The organism is uncultured Helicobacter sp. (genome assembly GCF_947367035.1).
GTDB lineage: Bacteria > Campylobacterota > Campylobacteria > Campylobacterales > Helicobacteraceae > Helicobacter_D.
In genome coordinates this window covers 20,818-39,548 of the sequence record NZ_CANBCA010000003.1, presented here as the reverse complement: position 1 = coordinate 39,548, position 18,731 = coordinate 20,818, and the positions used below count along the sequence as shown (strand labels likewise).

The following is an 18,731-nucleotide window of genomic DNA, read 5'->3' as shown; positions in this document are numbered from 1 at the left end:
TATAAATTAAGCATTTTCTTCTTGAAAGTAAAGGATTCTACCGCAATGAGGGCAAGTGATAATATTATCAAGGCGGATAACATCAGAATAAATCTTATCATTGATGCGAATAAAGCAACCACCACACGCTTGACGTGTAATAGACACAACACTTGTGTTTTTTGCCCATTTGCGAATTTTTTCATAAAATGAGATAATTTTTTGGTCCATTTTACTAACAAGTTCTTCTTTTTGAGTGAAAACCTTTTTTTGTTCTTCTTTTACCTTTTGGACTTCTACTGCTACCTTTTGTGCAATTTCTTTTTCGCTGATTTTTAATGAATCTATTTTTTCTTTTAAAGAATTAATGGAATCTTTTTTGGATTCTATGAGCGTATTTAAGCGAGCAATTTCTTCATTAGCAAAAGTAATTTGCTCTTTGGCGAGTTCCTCTTCTAAGCTTAATGCTTTACTCTCTTTTTCCGTTTTAATTAGTTTTGTTTTGTTGGCAATCTCTTCTAGTTTTAAGGATAAATCTTCTAAGTGATTCTCATTTTTGGCAATAGAAAGTGAAATATCACGTGTTGCACTTTCAAGCTCTTCTACTTCACGATTGAGCGTATTTTCTTCCTCTTCAATGAGATTTAACTCTTTTCTCACTTCTTTAATGCGAGGCTCAAAAGAATCAATTTCTTTATCAAGATTTGCAATTTCAATTAATTGACTTAAATGCTTATTCATAACAGCTACTCCAAAGATTAAAATATTATTTAAACAAAATTAAAGGGATTTTGTGAATCTAAAATTATAGCTTTATAGCCTTGATTTGTCAAAAAGGGCAACAAGATTTCACCAAAGTAACGTTCTAATTCATAATGCCCACAATCAATGATGTGAAGATTTTTAACCAAAGCTTCCATTGCTTCGTGGTATTTTACATCACCTGTGATGAGGCAGTCTATGTTATCAAGTGAATGAACGAATCCCCCACCGCTTCCTGTAACAAGGGCAATATTTTGACAATATTTATTTTGCGATTCTGTGATTTTAAGTTGTTTTAAGGCAAACTTCTCCTTGATAAGCGCGCAAAGGGATTCTAAACTATCACACCATCTAAAACACACCATAAAGTCATTTTGTTCAAATTTTTGAATCTTTAGGATTTCTTTTACGATATATTTGCCAAAATGTGTTTTATCAAAATTTGTGTGCATAGCAATGAGTTGAATGTTTTTTAATATAGCCATTTGTAATAACTTAGAGGGATAGCTTTCAAAGACTAATGTTTTAAGAGGATTAAAAATCAATGGGTGGTGCGTAATGAGTAAAGAATCACATTCCATTTGCTCTAACACTTCAAGAGTTACTTCTAAGCTTAAATAGACTTTTTCAAAGCAATGATGGGGTGTGCCTAAAATTAATCCAGAATTATCCCAAGATTCTTGTAGATTAAAGGGACTTAGAGTGTCCAAAAACTTAAGAATCGTAGCAATATCGTATTTTTTATTATTTACCATATTCGTACAATCTTTACAATTAGAGTTTCTGCTTTGCACACTCTAATCGTTCTTGACGCATAGGTTCTTGCTCTTTGTATAGGGTTGCGCACGCCTTAGAAAGTTCTCGGATTTTTAGAATATAATTTTGACGCTCTGTTGCAGAAATTGCTTTTCTAGAATCTAATACATTAAATAAATGACTTGCGAGCATAGCGCAATCATAAGCGGGTAAAGGCAGTCCTGCTTTTAAGGCTTGATTGCCTTCATTTTGTATTTTAGCAAAAAATTCAAATAGCATTGAGGTATCCGCAATTTCAAAATTATATTTTGAAAATTCATATTCCCCCTCCAAATGCACATCTGCATAGCTATAATGTTCGTTCCATTGAATACTAAAAACATTTTCCACACCTTGTAAATACATTGCTAATCTTTCTGTTCCATAGGTGATTTCAACTGCCACAGGCTCACAAGGGATTCCACCTACTTGTTGGAAGTAAGTGAATTGTGTTATTTCCATACCATCTAACCAAACTTCCCACCCTAAGCCCCACGCACCAAGCGTTGGAGATTCCCAATTATCTTCAACAAATCGGATATCGTGTTCTTTAAGATTTAGACCTAAGTATTCTAAACTTTTCAAATAAATCTCTTGGATATTATTAAGGCTTGGTTTAATGAGAACTTGGAACTGATAATAACTTCCTAAGCGATTAGGATTTTCCCCATAACGTCCATCTGTTGGTCGGCGAGATGGGGCAACATAAGCTACGCTCCAAGGTTTAGAATCTAAACTTCTAAGCATTGTAGCAGGGTGAAAAGTGCCTGCACCTGCTGGAATATCATAAGGTTGAATAATCAAGCAATTTTGATTGCGCCAAAATTGTTGCAATTTCAAAAGTAAATCAGAAAAATATAACATTAAAATTCCTTATAACCATTCTAAAATTTTTTGGCTAAGTGTTTCTTTGTCAAAAACTTGATTATGAATTTCTGGTTGATTGAAGAGAGTGAAAATCTGTTTAGGAATCGTAACTTTATAGGTCTTAGAAATACTCTCTAAGGCTTCTTTATCGCTTAAATCTCCTAAGCCAAGTGCTTTAGCTAAAGTTGGAGCAAATTTTGTCCATTCTGCAGTAGAACAAAGCACACAAGGTGTGTTAGGAAATTTGGCTTTGATTTCCTCAAAAGCTTTGAATCCACACGCTGTATGTGGGTCTATGATATAGCCTTTTTCCGCATAGGTTTTGATAGTCTTAAGGCAATAATTATCATCGCAACTTGTTGCACTAAAATACATATGTATCCACGCAAGTTCTTCTTTTGTGAGACTATATTTTCCGATTTGCTCTAGGGATTCCATAAATTCTCTTGTGCGCTGTGCGTCAAAGAGGGTAAAAAGCACACGCTCAATGTTGGAACTTTTTAGAATGTCCATTGCAGGTGAATAAGTCTTTTGTAGGGATTTTTCTGAAATATCATAAATGCCTGTATTGATAAATTCTGTCAAAACATTATTGGCATTAGAAGCAATCCAAATGCGCTCAATAGGGAATCCCATAAGTTTAGCATAAAATGCACCTAGCGCATTGCCAAAATTACCACTTGGCACGATGATATGGATTTTTTGATGATTGATTTTAAAGATTTGCAAACTAGAATAAACGTGATACAGAATTTGAAATGCGATTCTACCAAAATTTACACTATTTGCAGCACTTAAAGCAATATTTTTAGATTTTAAAACCGCATTAAATTTTGGGTCTTTAAGAAGAGATTTTAACAAAGTTTGTGCCTCATCAAAATCCCCTTTAATGCCAAAAACTTTAATATTATCTGCATTAATCGTAGTCATTTGCAAACGTTGGACATCGCTCGTTCCACCTTCTGGATAAATGCAGACAACTTTAATATGTGATTTGTTCGCAAAGCTTTGTAAAGTTGCAGGTCCAGTATCACCACTTGTTGCAACTAAAATAAGATAATCTGTGTCTTTTTTGGATTCTTTTAAAAAATCGCTAAATAAAGAACCAAAGGGTTGTAATGCCATATCTTTAAAAGCACGCGTAGGTCCGCAATAGAGTTTTTGCACATTCAAATAGGGATGCACTGAATAAAGAGGTGAGGGCGTAGTAGGGTCATCAAAATTATGGTAGAGTTGTAATGCAGCTTGTAGAGATTCCTTACGTATACCTAAATTTAAATGGCGAAAAAGTTCTTGCGCCAATTCTTCATAATTTAACTGACTCAATTCTTTAATAGAATCTCCATCAAATTTTGGAAGATTTTTGGCTGTATAAAGTCCCCCAAACGCTGCATTTGGATTTAAAACCGCATCTTTGAAAGTTAAAGCGGTATCTTGTCCCCCACGAGTGCCAATAAAATGTTGTGTTTGCACGCAAATCCTTTATGAATAAATTTGCGTATTTTACCAAAATCAAGCCAAAATTTGTCTTTAAAAAGGCCAAACGGATTCAATAAGTTTTGTTCCCCAACCTTTTTCGGTGGTTTTCTTTAATTCACCTTGTGTGTCATACATAATTTTCGCGTCTGCAATATATTGGGATTCTATAGTGTTATTTCTTGCTATATCTGTTGGACGCACAACCCCGCTCAAATGAATGATTTGTTTTTCGCCATTAATCAGCACTTCACGACTGCCTTCAATGAAATAATTTCCATTTTGCATTACTTTAATAATACGTGCTGCAATCGTTGTAGAAAAAGTTTCTTGACGATTTTGCGAACCTGCTCCTTGATAAGTGGAAGTATTGTTACCGCTTGTAATGCCAAATCCTGTCAAGTTATTTAATGTTCTTGTTAAGTTGCCAATACTACTACTAGGTCCACCAAAAGTGATTCCAGGACCTGTTAAATTAGAATTTGAAGTTTCATTAAGATTCTTGTTTGCCGTGGAAGTTGCTTGAGCTGTTTGATTGATAATGACGGTTACTAAATCATTTAATTGCATAGCACGGCGGTCTGAAAACAATAAGTTATCTCCTTGTCCAAAAATACTGCCTGGATTACCAAAGTTATCTTCCTCTTCTTTTGGAGGTAGTTCTTCTACATACGCTGGGGGGCGGAAAGAGATTTGAGGTTCTGTTGTAGCGCAACCGCTAAAAAGAATCCCGAATGCAAAATAAGGCACGACAGCAAAGGATAATTTCAAAAAAATAGCTCTAAATTTCATAGCATTTCCTTATGTGAATTTTAGGTATAATTCCTAACTTTTAAAGCTTTAAGCAAAGCTCATTCCAAAATCAAAGGATAATTAATGGTAAGTGCTATAAAAGAAAGAATTTTAAATGATATTAAAAAGGCAATGAAGGAAAATCATAAAGAGAGACGTGATGCACTACGAATGATAAGTAGTGCATTAAAACAAGTAGAAGTAGATGAACGTAAGAACTTAGAGGATAAAGAGGTTATTTTAATTCTTAAAAAAGCTTACAAACAACGTTTGGAAGCGGCAGAGGCTTATAAAAAGGCAGGACGAGAGGATTTATATCAAAAAGAAAATTTTGAAATGCAAGTCATTATGGAATATTTACCCGAGCAATTGGGTGAGGAAGATTTGCGCAATGCGTTAGAAAAAATTTTAAACGAGATTGGAGTAAAATCCAAAAAAGATATGGGTAAAATTATGGGAGCGGCAAGTAAGACATTAGGAGAAGTGGCAGATAGTAAGCGTATTAGTGAAATATTAAAAACATTGTTAGAGTAAAATCATTAGGCGATTGATATGATTTTTTAAAGATAATGTAAAGTTTTTGAGCGTTATATTTAGAGCCTTAAAATTTTAGGATTCTAAATTTATTCAGTATAAGTTGTTTTGATTTAAAGTTTTGATAAAATATAAAGCAAACTCTATATTTGGGGTAGATTAAGATTAAGGGAGAGGTTATGGAGAGTTTTTTACAGCCTGATAGAGGGTTTAAAATTAACAAGGAAAATTTGCAAAAAGCAAGTATTATTTTTTTATTTGTGCTTGTAATTATTGTAATGGTTGCTTTTGCAGAAAAAGTTAGTAATCCAATTCTATTAGGATTTGCAGCTATTGTAGGTGGCTATATGGCGCTGAATATTGGTGCAAATGATGTTGCAAATAATGTAGGTCCTGCTGTCGGTTCTAAAGCATTGACGATGACAGGAGCAATTATTATTGCAGCAATCTGTGAGATTTCAGGCTCATTAATTGCTGGAGGGGAAGTTGTCAGCACTGTGAGTTCTGGGATTATTTCAGTAGAAGCTATTGGAGACCCTGAACATTTTGTTACTCTAATGCTTGCCGCATTGATTTCTGGCGCTATTTGGCTTAATATTGCTACAATAATCGGTGCTCCTGTCTCTACAACTCATGCGATTGTTGGTGGTGTTTTAGGTTCTGGAATTGCTGCAGGTGGATTTGGTGTGGCAAATTGGAGTGCACTTGGAGAAATTGTAGGAAGCTGGGTTATCTCCCCTGTGATGGGAGGAGTGATTGCAGCAGCATTGTTGTTTTTTATTAAGCATACTATCACTTATAAAAAGAATAAGAAAAGTTCAGCAGAAAATATTGTTCCTTATTTGATTGCTTTTATGACTTGGGCATTTAGTTTGTATTTGATTAAAAAAGGTTTAAAACATATTATTGTGTTAGACGATATGGTTGCATTTGGTCTTAGTATAGTAATCTCAATTATTGTATTATTTATAGTAAAACCAATTATTAAAAGAGCTTTAGAAAAATTAGAAAATAAAAAAGAAGAAATCAATAAGCTTTTTACGATTCCATTAATTTTTGCAGTGGCTCTTTTGAGTTTTGCACATGGTGCAAACGATGTTGCAAATGCAATTGGACCGCTCACGGCTATTAATGAAGCTCTAAAAATCAGCTTTGAATTTGGCGGAAAGGCTAATGTGCCATTTTGGATTATGTTAATCGGTGGGCTTGGAATTTCTATCGGGCTTGCGCTTTTTGGTCCAAGATTAATCCGCACAGTTGGAGGAGAAATTACAGAGTTAGATCAAATGCGTGCTTATTGTATCGCAATGAGTGCAGCATTAACTGTGCTTGTCGCAAGTGAATTAGGAATGCCTGTAAGTTCAACACATATTGCGATTGGTGCGATATTTGGCGTGGGTTTCTTGCGTGAGCATTTGAAACGACAATATAAAGAAATGGAGTCTAAAATTTTGGAATCTCGTAAGGGGGAAGATAGTGAAAAAGTTAAAGAATTTTTAGAGCAGTTCCGTAATGCTTCCATTAGAAGAAAAACAGCGATTTTAAAAAGTCTTGAACGTAAAGATTCTAAAAAGAAAGCCAAAGTTCCTCAAAATATTAATATTCCAGAATTAAAGAAAAAAGAAGCAAAAAGGCTTAAAGAAGCTTATCAAGAGGAGCTAGTCAAACGCTCTGCTATCAATAAAATTGTTGCTGCGTGGCTGATTACTGTGCCTGTATCTGCAGTCTTCAGTGCTATTTGTTACTTTATTCTTTCTGCTGTTGGATTTTAATCTATCAATTAGGAAATTTGAGATTGGGAATAGAAAAGTTTAATCTTTTGCAACCTGTATATGTAATTGGTGATGTGCATGGTTGCTTAGATACTCTATGCTTGTTGATTGAGAAATTGCCAAAAAAATGGGAATCGCAAATTATTTTAACGGGAGATTTAATTGATCGCGGAAATAAAAGTTGTGAAGTGATTGATTTGGCAATTTCAAATGATTTTGCCTGTGTGCTTGGGAATCACGAAGAGTTAATGCTAGAATATTATCATAGGATACCAAGTAGTGGCAGGGGGAGTGTGTGGATTAGCAATGGGGGCTATGAAACAATGGAAAGTTATCGTAGATATGGTGGTTTGCGCAAGATTCACGAACATTTAGAATGGCTTGTAGAATTACCAAGATTTTTGGAGATTGATATTTGTGATGAGCAAGGACAAAAATTGTTTGTTACACACGGATTTGGATTGCCTTATTATAAAATGCGAAAGAAGGAATCCCAAGCAATGACTTGGAGCAGGCTTAAAATGCATAATTTTCAAAAAGAAGCAAAAAAACAATATGGAGTCTTTAATGTCTTCGGACACGATGTGCAAAAAGAAGTTTTAATGACAGAAAACTTTGCTGCAATTGACACGGGTTGCGTGTATTACCAAAGCAAACCAAATGCAAGATTAAGCGCCTTGGAATGGCCTAGCAAACGTGTATTTGAACAAGTCTTTGTTGCTGAATTTTTTTCTTGATTTGTTTTATTTGTCAAGAAAATTTCCTTGAAATAGGCGCAATAACGTTAGAGGGATTCTTTTTAACAAACTTTTATTAGAATATTGTAATAACAATTCTGCAATTTCTTGTCTTCCAAATAGAATCGCAAAAGTATAAGGGGTTGCGCCTAAACCATTGTTAGCATTCGGATTTGCACCATAATCTAGTAAGAGTTTTGCCATTTTTGTATATCCTTTGAAACATACTCCTGCAAGAGGAGTTTGCCCTCTATCGTTGCGTTCATCAACTAATGCTCCTCTTTGTAGGAGTGTTTTTGCGCAAGCCAAAGAGTTATTATAAGCCGCTAACATTAAAAGTGTATCGCCTTTATGAGTTTTAAGATTAATGTTTAAACCTGCATCAAGCATTATTTTGAGATTTTTGCATTCATCTTTTCTTGCAAAGTCAAATGCCATTTGGCATAATTCATCAAATCTTTGTTCTTCTTGGATACTTAAAGCTATTTGCATAAGAGATTCCTTTTTTCAAGTGCATTTTGAATGCCTTTAGCATATTGTGGTGAGATTTTTTCAAAATGCTTCAATGCTTTTTCTATAATCTTCGTTTCCACTTCTTGCATAGAAAAGGCAATATTATCAAATAATTGATTTTTCTGTTTTTCGTTCATAAGTTCAAATAATGCTCTAGGTTGTGTATAAAAATCCTCATCTGATGGTTCATATCTTTGAGCATTACCTATGATTTCTAAATCTGGTTCCAAAAATTTTCTATCTTCTTTGGGGCTATATTTGTAACTATTTGGCTCATAATAAGCACCACCATTTTCATAGGTATCAAAGTTCATAGCACCCGCAACATTATAGGTATGGGCTTCACTTCTTGGGCGATTAATTGGTAGAAGATGATAATTTGTCCCTATGCGGTATCTTTGTGCATCTGGATAACTAAAGATTCTACCTTGTAGCATTTTATCTGGGCTAAATCCGATTCCTGGAACAACATTGCTTGGTGCAAAAGCAGCTTGCTCTACTTCATTAAAATAATTTTGTGGATTCTTATTTAAAACCAATTCTCCAATTTCAATAAGAGGCGCAATTTTATGAGACCAAACTTTGGTTAAATCAAAGGGATTAAAGCCAAGTTTATTGATTTCATTTTCTGCTAAAACTTGTATTTTAAAACTCCATTTTGGAAAATCACCTCTTTCAATTGCTTCAAATAAATCTCTCTGATGACTTTCTCTATCTTTGGCGATTACTCCTTCTGATTCTGCATTAGTTAAATTTTTGATTCCCTGTTTGCTCTTAAGGTGGAATTTAACCCAAAACCTCTCCCCCTTATCATTAATCAGACTATAAGTATGACTTCCAAATCCGTGCATATACCGATAACTTGCTGGGATTCCTCTATCACTCATAAGAATGGTAATTTGATGGAAGCTTTCAGGACACAAAGTCCAAAAATCCCAAATTGCATTATTACTTCTTAAATGTGTGCGTGGGTCGCGTTTTTGACTATGAACAAAGTCTGGAAATTTATAAGGATCTCTTATGAAAAATACAGGGGTATTATTTCCAACTAAGTCCCAATTCCCTTCTTTGGTATAAAATTTAATTGCAAATCCCCTCACATCTCTTTCTGCATCAGCTGCTCCTGATTCACCCATAACGATTGAGAAACGCAAAAATAACGGGGTTATCTCATCTTTTTGCAAAACTTTTGCCTTTGTATAAGCTGAAATATCCGCTGTAATTTTAAGTTCTCCATAAGCACCACTTCCTTTGGCATGCACTGTTCTTTCAGGGATTCTTTCTCTGTTTTGATGTGCCAACTTTTCAAGCAAAATATAATCTTGTAGTAAAAGAGGTCCTTTATCTCCAGCCGTTAGTGAATTTTGGTTATCTGCTACAATATTTCCAAAGTCATTCGTCATCTTTTTCATAATCAATCCTTTAAAGTGTTTGAGATGAAATAATAAACATTTATTATTTCTGCTTGAATTGTATATCCAAAAAATAAACAAAAAATAAATATTAAATAAAAATAATATAAATTTATTGATTAATATAATATTTTGAAAGTCTATTTTTAATTTTTTAGAATGCTATAAATCCCTAAAATACGAAATATATAAAAGTATATATTGACTTAAATCAATTCTTAAAAATACTTAAATTGCTATAATTACCTAGCATTAAAATGCTAAAAATTAAAGGTTTAAGGAGGCTTTTGTGGCATACAATAGACGCGAATTTTTGAAAACAGCGGCAGCAGCAAGTGCAGCAAGTGCAGTTGGAATCGCATTGCCAAGTCAAACATTAGCAGTAGCGAAAGAAGCAGAAGGTGGCTGGAAATGGGATAAGTCAGTTTGTAGATTCTGTGGAACAGGTTGTGGGATTATGGTGGCGACAAAAAATGAACAAATCGTTGCAATCAAAGGAGACCCTGCAGCCCCTGTGAATCGTGGGTTAAATTGTATCAAAGGATACTTCAATGCCAAAATTATGTATGGTGCAGATAGGCTAACACAACCTCTTTTGCGCGTAAATTCCAAAGGTGAATTTGATAAAAAAGGGAAATTTGAACCTGTAAGTTGGCAAAAAGCTTTTGATGTAATGGAAGCGCAATTCAAAAAGGCATACAATGAGTTGGGACCTACCGGAATCGGTGTGTTTGGCTCTGGACAATACACCGTGCAAGAGGGTTATGCGGCAGTCAAGCTTATTAAAGGAGGCTTTAGAAGTAATAATATTGATCCTAATGCTCGTCATTGTATGGCAAGTGCGGTTGTTGGGTTTATGGAAACTTTTGGGATTGACGAACCTGCGGGTTGCTATGACGATATTGAACTAACCGATACGATTGTTACTTGGGGGGCGAATATGGCAGAAATGCACCCGATTCTTTGGGCAAGGGTTACAGATAGAAAATTAACCAATCCTGACAAAGTAAAAGTGGTGAATCTAACCCCTTATTCTAATAGAACTTCAGATTTAGCAGATATTGAGATTATTTTTGCCCCACATACAGATTTAGCGATTTGGAACTATATTGCACACGAAATTGTTTATAACAATCCTAAGGCGATTGATTGGAATTTTGTCAATAAAAATTGTATCTTTACAACCGGTTTTGCAGATATTGGTTATGGGTTGCGCACAGATATTAAACACGCAAAATATAGTGCAGCGGAGTTAGACATTGCAGCAAAAGAAAAATCCAAAGTCATCAGTGAAGCCGAAGGCGTAACGCTTGCATATCTTGGTATGAAAGCGGGTGATACAATGGAAAACAAACATAATGCAGCCGCAGGAAACCATTGGGAAATTTCTTTTGAGGATTTTAAAAAGGCATTAGAGCCTTACACGCTTGATTTTGTTGCAAAACTTGCAAAAGGCGATGCAAGCGAAAATTTAGAATCTTTTAAAGCCAAACTCAAACAACTTGCACAATATTACATTGACAAAAATCGTAAAATTGTGAGCTTTTGGACAATGGGAATGAATCAACACACAAGAGGAACTTGGGTCAATGAGCAAAGCTATATGGTGCATATGCTGCTTGGCAAACAAGCAAAACCCGGAAGTGGTGCATTTTCACTTACAGGACAACCTAGTGCGTGCGGAACGGCTAGGGAAGTAGGGACATTTTCACATCGATTGCCTGCAGATATGGTGGTAGCAAACCCAAAACATAGAGCAATGGCAGAAAAGATTTGGAAGCTTCCAAATGGGACAATCAATCCTCAACCGGGCGCACATTTTATGCAAATTATGCGGAATCTTGAAGATGGCAAAATCAAGTGGGCGTGGGTACATGTCAATAATCCGTGGCAGAATACAGCGAATGCAAACCACTGGATTAAAGCGGCTAGGGAGATGGATAATTTCATTGTAGTCTCTGACGCATATCCCGGAATTAGTGCAAAAGTAGCGGATTTGATTCTACCTGTGGCGATGATTTATGAGAAATGGGGTGCTTATGGGAATGCAGAGCGCAGAACCCAGCATTGGAAACAACAAGTTCTCCCACAAGGTAACGCAATGAGTGATACTTGGCAAATGATGGAATTTTCAAAACGATTCAAACTTAAAGAAGTTTGGGGTGAAAAAAAGATTAACGATAAATTGACACTTCCTAATGTGCTAGAAGCAGCAAAAGCAATGGGATACAATGAAGATTCCACACTTTATGATGTCTTGTATGCAAACAAAGAAGCATTAAATTATAAGATAACAGATTCTATGCTAAAAGATACGATAAATTCTGAAGTCTTTGGCGATAAGCGCGAGGTTGTCGGCAGTAATGGAGAGGTATTTAAGGGTTATGGATTCTTTGTGCAGAAATATCTTTGGGAAGAATATCGCAAGTTTGGTGTAGGACACGCACACGATTTAGCAGATTTTGATACTTATCATAGGGTGCGTGGGCTTAGATGGCCTGTTGTAGATGGCAAGGAAACACAATGGCGTTTTAATGCAAAATACGACTATTATGCAAGAATAGCAGGAAATGGAGAGTTTGCATTCTATGGTGGAGCGGGTAAAGAATTGCCACGCGGGGATTTGACAACGCCAAAAACTCAAGAGAAATTTTCACTCAAAAACAAAGCAAAAATTTTCTTCCGTCCTTATATGGATCCACCCGAAATGCCAAGCAAAGAATATCCATTTTGGTTAAGCACAGGGCGTGTGCTAGAGCATTGGCATAGCGGAACGATGACAATGCGTGTGCCAGAACTCTATCGTGCCGTGCCTGAAGCATTATGTTATATGAATCCTGAAGATGGCAAAAAGCTTGGTGTGCAACAAAATGACGCGGTTTGGGTAGAATCAAGACGCGGTAAGGTAAAAGCGCGTGTGGATATGCGCGGACGTAATCGCCCACCAATGGGGCTTGTTTATGTGCCTTGGTTTGATGAGAAAGTCTATATTAATAAAGTTTGTTTAGACGCAACTTGTCCAATTTCCAAGCAAACAGATTTTAAAAAATGTGCTGTAAAAATTTATAAGGCATAAAATGCAACAAAATACCAATCGGCGTAAATTTCTACTAAGTGGCGCACAAGCAATTGCACTTGTAGGGCTTGGTGGTTTGGTTTGGGGTGCGTTTTTGCAAGAGGGCAAGGCAAACTCTCTTATCCTAAGACCGCCGGGAGCTTTAAGTGAAAAAGAATTTTTAAAAACTTGCATTAAATGTGGTTTGTGCGTGGAGGCTTGTCCTTTTGATACCTTAAAACTCGCAGACGCTGGAAGCGGGAATCCCATAGGCACACCTTATTTTGAGCCTAGAGGGATTCCGTGTGAAATGTGTGAGGATATTCCTTGTGTGCCGATTTGCCCAACGGACGCGTTGGATTCTAAATTAGTCTCTAATGCAGAAGGGCTTGATATTAACCTCGCGAAAATGGGCGTTGCCGTTGTGGATAAGGAACATTGTGTGGCATATTGGGGAATCCAATGCGATGCTTGTTATCGTGCTTGTCCGCTTTTGGGCGAAGCCATTAAGCTAGAGTTGAAGCGCAACGAACGCACAGGGAAGCATTCCTATCTTTTGCCTGTTGTGGAGAGTGAAGTTTGCACGGGTTGCGGTAAATGCGAAAAGGCTTGTATCACAGAGAAAGCGGCGATTATCGTGTTGCCACGTGAAATAGCACTTGGTAAAGTAGGAGCAAATTATATTAAAGGTTGGGAAGCAGAAGATGAAATGCGTTTGCGAGAAGTTGAAAGTAGAGATTTAAAACACAATTTGGATTCTAAAGTGCAAGATTATTTAAATAGCGGAGATTTATAATGGAAAAATACCGATATTTATTAATGCGCAGAGTCATTCAAATAGGGCTTTTGGTCTTGTATGTATTGGGAAATTATACAAGCTTTAAGATTTTGCAAGGCAATCTTAGCTCCTCACTTGTGTTTGGTGTGATTCCATTAAGCGACCCTTATGCGATATTGCAGTTATTGTGTGCAGGTGGAATCGTAGGTGCAAATGCGTTTGTGGGTGCTTTATTGATTCTTTTGTTTTATGGTTTGCTTGTTGGGCGTGCCTATTGTGCGTATGTCTGTCCAATCAACCTTGTAACTGATTTCGCTTCCTTTTTGCGCCGTATTTTAGGTTTAGAAGCACTTGGGAGTCTGATTTACTTGAAAAACTCTTTGCGGTATGTGCTTTTATTTTTGGGTTTGTTGTTGTCTTTATTGTTTGGAATCGCAGCATTTGAAGCCATTAGCCCGATTGCAATGTTGCATCGTGGAATCATTTTTGGTCTTGGGTTTGGATTTTTATCTGTGTTGGTGGTGTTTTTGCTAGATTTATTTGTAGCAAATCACGCATTTTGTGGGTATATTTGCCCTTTGGGTGCGTTTTATTCCCTCATTAGTCATTTTGCAATTTTGAAAGTTAAATATGATTTGGAATCTTGCACACATTGTTTGGAGTGCAAAAAAATCTGTCCTCAAAAGCAGGTTTTAGGAATCATTGGAAAGGAAAGTGGCACGATTAATAGCGGTGAATGCACGCGTTGCGGACGTTGCATTGAAGTTTGCGGGGATAATGCGCTAAGTTTTAATCTCTTGGAATTTAAAAAGGAGAAAAAATGAAATTTAATAAAATTATGTTAGTTATAAGTGTAGCAGTAATTGGGCTTATAACTCTTGGTTGTCAAAGTGGTGTTGGTTATAGTGAAAATGAAATTGGTTTGCGTAAAAGCACTTTGTTTAGTGAAAATGCAAAGATTGAAAAATTTGATTACAATGGCAAAGTAGCAGGAGAGTCTGTGTTGATTGATAGGGCATTTGAAAATGCTCCACCTATGATTTCACATTCTGTGGAGGATATGTTGCCTATTACAAAAGAAAATAATAGTTGCACAACTTGCCATTTACCTGAAGTTGCAGAGGCGGTGAAAGCAACACCTATGCCAAAATCGCATTTTTATGATTTTCGCAAAAAAGCAAGTTTGCAAGGACAAATGGATGAAAATCGGTTTAATTGTATGATTTGCCACGCTACACAAGTAGATGCAGCACCATTGGTTGTGAATAAATTTGCACCAGACTTTCGTCAAGAAAATGGTAACACAAAGTCCAATCTGTTGGATATTGTTAATGAAGGTGTGAATTAGTGGCAAATCGTAGGGAGTTTTTTACAACCTTCTTAAAGCCAAAATCAAAGGGCTTTTTGCCCTTTCCACCTTATAATTCTAATCGTTTTCTTTTTTCTAAATTTTGTGTGCAATGTATTGCGGAATCTCAAGACAGACAAACCCCTTGTGTGCAGGTTTGTAAGGAAATTTATAATAAAGAAAACAAAAGCGGAATCCTAAAAGTAACGGATAATGCAGTCTATATAGACTTTGAAAAGAGTGGTTGTAAGTTGTGTGGAGAATGTGCAAGATCTTGTCAAAAGAATGTATTAGAAGAGCAACTTGCAAAAATACAGAATCCTCATTGGAATTTTATTGTAAAAATTAATGAGCTAGAGTGTTTGGCTTATCAAAAAACTTTGTGTTACACTTGCAAAGATATTTGTCATAGTGTATTAGGAAAAGAAAATGCCATTGTTTTTGCAGGGTTATTTTATCCAGAAATTCAAAAAAATTGCATTGGTTGTGGTGAGTGTGTAGGAGCTTGCCCCACTCAAGCAATTATATTAGAATCTTATGAAGATAAGTAAGGAAGAATGATGACTAGATTAAAGAGAATTAGAATTGCTTTATTTGTAATTTTTCTATCTTTATATGCACAAAGTATAGAATTGCAAGATATAGTAAAAACAAAAGAAGTTAAAGCAGGAAAGCAAAAAGAAAAGATTGTATTAGAAAACAATATTGTTGTTACTAACTTAGTAGGAAATTCTTTGCTTATTGGCACAGATTTTGGGGAAGTTTTAGAACTAACATTGTATGAAAAGTCTCTAAAGCGGATAATCAAACTCCCTAATATTGCAAATTTTTATACAGAATCTTACGCACCCAAAGTGTATAGTGTAGATAAATTTGAAGATAAGATTCTTATTCATAGTGAAGGGAATTATGGAAGTAAAAATCTTTTTTTACTTTCACAGGGAAAACTTAAGAATTTGCCAAATATTGAGTCATTAAATATTAAAAAGGCGACTTTTGTGAATGAAACACAGATTTTTTTGGGGCTTGCGAGTAATGAGATTATGCTGTATGATTTAAACAAAAATCAGATTCTTTATCGCAAGCAACTCTCCGAAGCTTCTTTTTCAGATTTTGCATTAGAGCTTGAAAATAGAAATTATGTAGTAGCGTGTGAGTCTGGAATTTTGTATTTTGGCGACATAGAGAGCGGAGAGGTGTTAGTAGAGATGGAGGGTGAAAATAGAGACAATGTTTATCAAGTGAAGTTAGCTAAAGTAGGCGATATAATGACTTTTATTACCGCAGGACAAGATAGAAAAGCTGGTGTGTATCGGCTAAATTTACAGACAAATGTAGTGGAATCTTACGGGATTAGCGCAAATTTCTTGGTATATAGTGTGGGTTTGAATAAAGATTCTACTTTGGGGGCTTATATGCAAAATGAACAAAGCGAAATTAGTATTTTTCAAATTGTGGATAAACAAGAAGTAGCACTTTTAAGTGGGCATATGAGTTTATTGAACAATATTATTTTCACAGATTCTCATTTGATTAGTAGCGAAGATGGTAAGAATATTTTGATTTGGAATCTTAAGGAGTAAAAATGGAAATGCAAGAGGATTTTAATGTTTCAAGTCTTGTTGTGCTGTGTGTCCCACAGGATATGGAATCTCTTTGGAAGAAGATTAATATGATAAGTGGTGCAGAATGTCATTATCAGGATGCAAGTGGTAAAATCATCGTAACTTTGGAATCGCAAAGTATTGAGGAAGAAATTAAGATTGTAAAGCGCATTGAAAGACTTGAGGGTGTTATTCTCGCACAAATGATTTATGCTTATCATAGCACAGAATTAGAGGCAATGCGTGAAGAAATTAACAAACAAGATACAATTCCAGCAGTCCTACAAGGGGAAAAAAACGCAGAAAAAATCTTTTATAGTGGAGATGTGCAAAGCACACTAGATGAAATTTTGAAATCATAAAACAAATATTAAAAGGAAGAATCACATTGAATATTTTTGGTCTGATTCTTAATAAAATGTAAGAAATAAACAGAAACTTAAAAGAAAGCTTTTGAATTTAGAGATTTTAAGCTGAAATTTTGTCAGTATTCTATATAATTTACCTTTTTAATTTTGCCGGGGTGGTGAAATTGGTAGACGCGCCAGACTCAAAATCTGGTGGGGGCAACCCCGTGTCGGTTCGATTCCGACCCTCGGCACCATTGCGTTTTTTACCTCTTAATCCATATATCATTGGAATTTAAGATTCGGGGTTTTTACTTTAATCTTTTATTGTCTTTGTGTTATTCTTGTGATATATCCTTTCTTTTTGATATCAATACTATCTAGGCATAAATTATAATTTATGCAATTATATTTCTTCAATGGTTTGGTCTAAACTTTCGTCCCAAAGAATAAACCATAAATTTTTCTGTAAGTTCCTCTGCATTTTTGTCTTTAAATTCGGAAGTAAAACCTTGTTTTCATAAGAAACCCCTTGAAAAATGAATAGGAATAGGATTTGATTTTAAAGATTGGTGGTTTTAACGCAAAATTTACATTCAAGTTTTTAAGGTGTTAAGATGAAGTTAGGTGAAGCATTGCTGGAGTGAAAAATAGTTGTGTTATAATTTTTGGCAAAATACAACATTAAAAGCTTTTGTAAAGTGGGCTCAATGCTTGGAGAAAACCACGCATTGTTGCTAATGGCAATAAGGTTTTGTGGGAAATTTTGGTAAAACTCTTCGCGTGTTGCTTCATAGCAAATAGCAATTTGGAACCTTCCATTACCAATCAGTGCAAAATTTGGTGCTTTAAATATTGTAGCGTCAAAATCACTTGCGCCTTTAAAGAATTTTTGATTGACCCAATGGGCTAAAAAACTAGGCAATGGAATTTTCTCTCCAAATGGCACTAAAATCAATTTATGAAAGACTTTCATCTCTCCATTTTGAAACAAATAAGCACTATTAAAAGTGTGCTTGTTTTCTTGATAAATTGCACCTGTAAGAATTGTAATTTCTTGGCTTGCAACTTTTAGGGATTCTATTAAGTTTGGATAGAGATTTAATGCAAGGGGGAAAGCAGTTTCAGGTAGAATCACTAAATCATAATGTTGTGCTTTTGCCTCTGCGATTTGCTGATAATTTTGTTCAATAATTTGGTGGAGGTGTTTGGAGTCCCAACGAATATTTTGTGGAATGTCAAGGCTTAAGGTTTTGATTTTTAGCTTGGAATCATTTTGTGATTCTAATGTGGTGGAATTTGGATTCTTGATATAATAGGGCAATGCTAGAGAAAAACAAAATAACATTAGCCAAATTATGCTGGTTTTATAAAGTTTTCTTGACAAGGTTAAACTAAAGATTAAAACTCCAATTAAAAGTAAAAAAAATGTAAATTTAGAAGGAAAGAAATAGCTTTTTGTTAAGATAGATTCTAAAATAAACCAATTAAAACCAAAGGGGTGGATAAAAGAAGAAAGTGTGAGTGAAATAATACGATAGATAGGGTTTTTAAAAAAACAAAAAACATAAAAAAGCCCACCATAGATAAGAATAAATACAATCCAAACAAGTGGAATCAAGAAAGTTAAATTATAAAATCTAAAGCTAAAGCCAACCCAATAAAACCACAGAATCCCAATTAATGCGCCACAGATAAACGCACCAAAGCGCGAGAGTTTAAAATATAAAAAGATTCCAATAATGGCACAGAGCGTAGAAAAAATTGGAAAATTAAAATTTCCTAAAAAATGCTCCAAGTAGATAAATGCACTAAAGAAGAATGCACACAGAGTGCCAGTAAGTGAAGCAAAGAATTTATTTTGTGGAATTGCGGAGCTTAAAAAAAGCATTTTTAAAGATGATTTGAAGCTAGTATTTTGCAGTTGTTTTGTTTTTGGAGATTCCATAATTTTAAAATT

At 35.2% G+C, this 18,731-nt stretch carries 18 protein-coding genes and 1 tRNA gene; 11 read left to right on the top strand and 8 right to left on the bottom strand.

The window, feature by feature from the left end:
• Positions 1-6: 6 nt before the first annotated feature.
• From Q0Y61_RS01840 to flgH, 5 genes are read right to left on the bottom strand one after another with little or no spacing between them, the layout of a single operon-like run.
• On the bottom strand, positions 7-720 hold the full coding sequence (locus Q0Y61_RS01840) for a zinc ribbon domain-containing protein (protein ID WP_297810468.1): 714 nt from the start codon (positions 718-720) through the stop codon (positions 7-9).
• A gap of 29 nt (positions 721-749) precedes the next feature.
• Positions 750-1,496 (bottom strand): Nif3-like dinuclear metal center hexameric protein, encoded by a 747-nt coding sequence (locus Q0Y61_RS01835; RefSeq protein WP_297810465.1) that lies wholly within the window; start codon positions 1,494-1,496, stop codon positions 750-752.
• 19 nt (positions 1,497-1,515) lie between these two features.
• Positions 1,516-2,400, bottom strand: a complete 885-nt coding sequence (gene glyQ, locus Q0Y61_RS01830) for a glycine--tRNA ligase subunit alpha (RefSeq protein WP_297810462.1) — start codon at positions 2,398-2,400, stop codon at positions 1,516-1,518.
• A gap of 9 nt (positions 2,401-2,409) precedes the next feature.
• Positions 2,410-3,876, bottom strand: a complete 1,467-nt coding sequence (gene thrC / locus Q0Y61_RS01825) for a threonine synthase (protein ID WP_297810459.1) — start codon at positions 3,874-3,876, stop codon at positions 2,410-2,412.
• 57 nt (positions 3,877-3,933) lie between these two features.
• Positions 3,934-4,671, bottom strand: coding sequence for a flagellar basal body L-ring protein FlgH (gene flgH, locus Q0Y61_RS01820; protein WP_297810456.1), 738 nt, complete (start codon positions 4,669-4,671; stop codon positions 3,934-3,936).
• 84 nt (positions 4,672-4,755) lie between these two features.
• On the opposite strand from flgH, the gene Q0Y61_RS01815 reads away from it, so the two are divergent.
• From Q0Y61_RS01815 to Q0Y61_RS01805, 3 genes are all read left to right on the top strand, one after another.
• Positions 4,756-5,205: a GatB/YqeY domain-containing protein gene (locus tag Q0Y61_RS01815; RefSeq protein WP_297810453.1), complete on the top strand. Its 450-nt coding sequence runs from the start codon at positions 4,756-4,758 to the stop codon at positions 5,203-5,205.
• A 179-nt stretch (positions 5,206-5,384) separates the two neighbouring features.
• Positions 5,385-6,977: an inorganic phosphate transporter gene (locus Q0Y61_RS01810; protein WP_297810450.1), complete on the top strand. Its 1,593-nt coding sequence runs from the start codon at positions 5,385-5,387 to the stop codon at positions 6,975-6,977.
• Positions 6,978-7,000: 23 nt separating this feature from the next.
• Positions 7,001-7,714 carry a metallophosphoesterase family protein gene (locus Q0Y61_RS01805; RefSeq protein WP_297810447.1) on the top strand — a complete coding sequence of 238 codons (714 nt, stop codon included), beginning with the start codon at positions 7,001-7,003 and terminating at the stop codon, positions 7,712-7,714.
• Positions 7,715-7,720: 6 nt separating this feature from the next.
• Here the strand turns inward: Q0Y61_RS01805 and Q0Y61_RS01800 are convergent, their stop codons facing one another.
• Both Q0Y61_RS01800 and Q0Y61_RS01795 read right to left on the bottom strand, forming a co-directional pair.
• Entirely contained in the window at positions 7,721-8,206 is a 486-nt protein-coding gene (locus Q0Y61_RS01800; protein ID WP_297810444.1) for an ankyrin repeat domain-containing protein, read from the bottom strand.
• Positions 8,197-9,639 (bottom strand): catalase, encoded by a 1,443-nt coding sequence (locus Q0Y61_RS01795; protein ID WP_297810441.1) that lies wholly within the window; start codon positions 9,637-9,639, stop codon positions 8,197-8,199. The genes Q0Y61_RS01800 and Q0Y61_RS01795 overlap by 10 nt, the downstream gene beginning before the upstream one ends.
• A 289-nt stretch (positions 9,640-9,928) precedes the next feature.
• On the opposite strand from Q0Y61_RS01795, the gene napA reads away from it, so the two are divergent.
• The 8 genes from napA to Q0Y61_RS01755 all read left to right on the top strand — a co-directional run bounded on the left by napA (position 9,929) and on the right by Q0Y61_RS01755 (position 17,028).
• Positions 9,929-12,715: a nitrate reductase catalytic subunit NapA gene (gene napA, locus Q0Y61_RS01790; RefSeq protein WP_297810437.1), complete on the top strand. Its 2,787-nt coding sequence runs from the start codon at positions 9,929-9,931 to the stop codon at positions 12,713-12,715.
• A 1-nt stretch (position 12,716) separates the two neighbouring features.
• Positions 12,717-13,490, top strand: a complete 774-nt coding sequence (gene napG / locus Q0Y61_RS01785; protein ID WP_297810434.1) for a ferredoxin-type protein NapG — start codon at positions 12,717-12,719, stop codon at positions 13,488-13,490.
• Positions 13,490-14,296 (top strand): quinol dehydrogenase ferredoxin subunit NapH, encoded by an 807-nt coding sequence (napH, locus tag Q0Y61_RS01780; protein ID WP_297810431.1) that lies wholly within the window; start codon positions 13,490-13,492, stop codon positions 14,294-14,296. Before napG ends, napH begins: the two co-directional genes overlap by 1 nt.
• Positions 14,293-14,820 carry a nitrate reductase cytochrome c-type subunit gene (locus Q0Y61_RS01775; protein ID WP_297810427.1) on the top strand — a complete coding sequence of 176 codons (528 nt, stop codon included), beginning with the start codon at positions 14,293-14,295 and terminating at the stop codon, positions 14,818-14,820. Before napH ends, Q0Y61_RS01775 begins: the two co-directional genes overlap by 4 nt.
• On the top strand, positions 14,820-15,371 hold the full coding sequence (locus Q0Y61_RS01770) for a 4Fe-4S binding protein (protein ID WP_297810424.1): 552 nt from the start codon (positions 14,820-14,822) through the stop codon (positions 15,369-15,371). The genes Q0Y61_RS01775 and Q0Y61_RS01770 overlap by 1 nt, the downstream gene beginning before the upstream one ends.
• A 9-nt stretch (positions 15,372-15,380) precedes the next feature.
• Positions 15,381-16,403 (top strand): nitrate reductase, encoded by a 1,023-nt coding sequence (locus Q0Y61_RS01765; RefSeq protein WP_297810421.1) that lies wholly within the window; start codon positions 15,381-15,383, stop codon positions 16,401-16,403.
• 2 nt (positions 16,404-16,405) lie between these two features.
• On the top strand, positions 16,406-16,786 hold the full coding sequence (locus tag Q0Y61_RS01760; protein ID WP_297810418.1) for a chaperone NapD: 381 nt from the start codon (positions 16,406-16,408) through the stop codon (positions 16,784-16,786).
• Positions 16,787-16,941: 155 nt separating this feature from the next.
• Positions 16,942-17,028, top strand: a tRNA-Leu gene (locus Q0Y61_RS01755).
• A gap of 347 nt (positions 17,029-17,375) precedes the next feature.
• On the opposite strand, the gene lnt is transcribed toward Q0Y61_RS01755, so the two are convergent.
• Positions 17,376-18,719: an apolipoprotein N-acyltransferase gene (gene lnt / locus Q0Y61_RS01750; protein WP_297810414.1), complete on the bottom strand. Its 1,344-nt coding sequence runs from the start codon at positions 18,717-18,719 to the stop codon at positions 17,376-17,378.
• Between the last annotated feature and the right edge of the window lie 12 nt (positions 18,720-18,731).

Coding starts and splice junctions, on each gene's coding strand:
- Q0Y61_RS01775 (WP_297810427.1), top strand. CDS start 14,293: ATGAAATTTAATAAAATTATGTTAGTTATAAGTGTAGCAGTAATTGGG.
- napG (WP_297810434.1), top strand. CDS start 12,717: ATGCAACAAAATACCAATCGGCGTAAATTTCTACTAAGTGGCGCACAA.
- Q0Y61_RS01795 (WP_297810441.1), bottom strand. CDS start 9,639: ATGAAAAAGATGACGAATGACTTTGGAAATATTGTAGCAGATAACCAA.
- Q0Y61_RS01815 (WP_297810453.1), top strand. CDS start 4,756: ATGGTAAGTGCTATAAAAGAAAGAATTTTAAATGATATTAAAAAGGCA.
- Q0Y61_RS01800 (WP_297810444.1), bottom strand. CDS start 8,206: ATGCAAATAGCTTTAAGTATCCAAGAAGAACAAAGATTTGATGAATTA.
- Q0Y61_RS01760 (WP_297810418.1), top strand. CDS start 16,406: ATGGAAATGCAAGAGGATTTTAATGTTTCAAGTCTTGTTGTGCTGTGT.
- Q0Y61_RS01810 (WP_297810450.1), top strand. CDS start 5,385: ATGGAGAGTTTTTTACAGCCTGATAGAGGGTTTAAAATTAACAAGGAA.
- Q0Y61_RS01765 (WP_297810421.1), top strand. CDS start 15,381: ATGACTAGATTAAAGAGAATTAGAATTGCTTTATTTGTAATTTTTCTA.
- napH (WP_297810431.1), top strand. CDS start 13,490: ATGGAAAAATACCGATATTTATTAATGCGCAGAGTCATTCAAATAGGG.
- Q0Y61_RS01835 (WP_297810465.1), bottom strand. CDS start 1,496: ATGGTAAATAATAAAAAATACGATATTGCTACGATTCTTAAGTTTTTG.
- lnt (WP_297810414.1), bottom strand. CDS start 18,719: ATGGAATCTCCAAAAACAAAACAACTGCAAAATACTAGCTTCAAATCA.
- glyQ (WP_297810462.1), bottom strand. CDS start 2,400: ATGTTATATTTTTCTGATTTACTTTTGAAATTGCAACAATTTTGGCGC.
- Q0Y61_RS01840 (WP_297810468.1), bottom strand. CDS start 720: ATGAATAAGCATTTAAGTCAATTAATTGAAATTGCAAATCTTGATAAA.
- flgH (WP_297810456.1), bottom strand. CDS start 4,671: ATGAAATTTAGAGCTATTTTTTTGAAATTATCCTTTGCTGTCGTGCCT.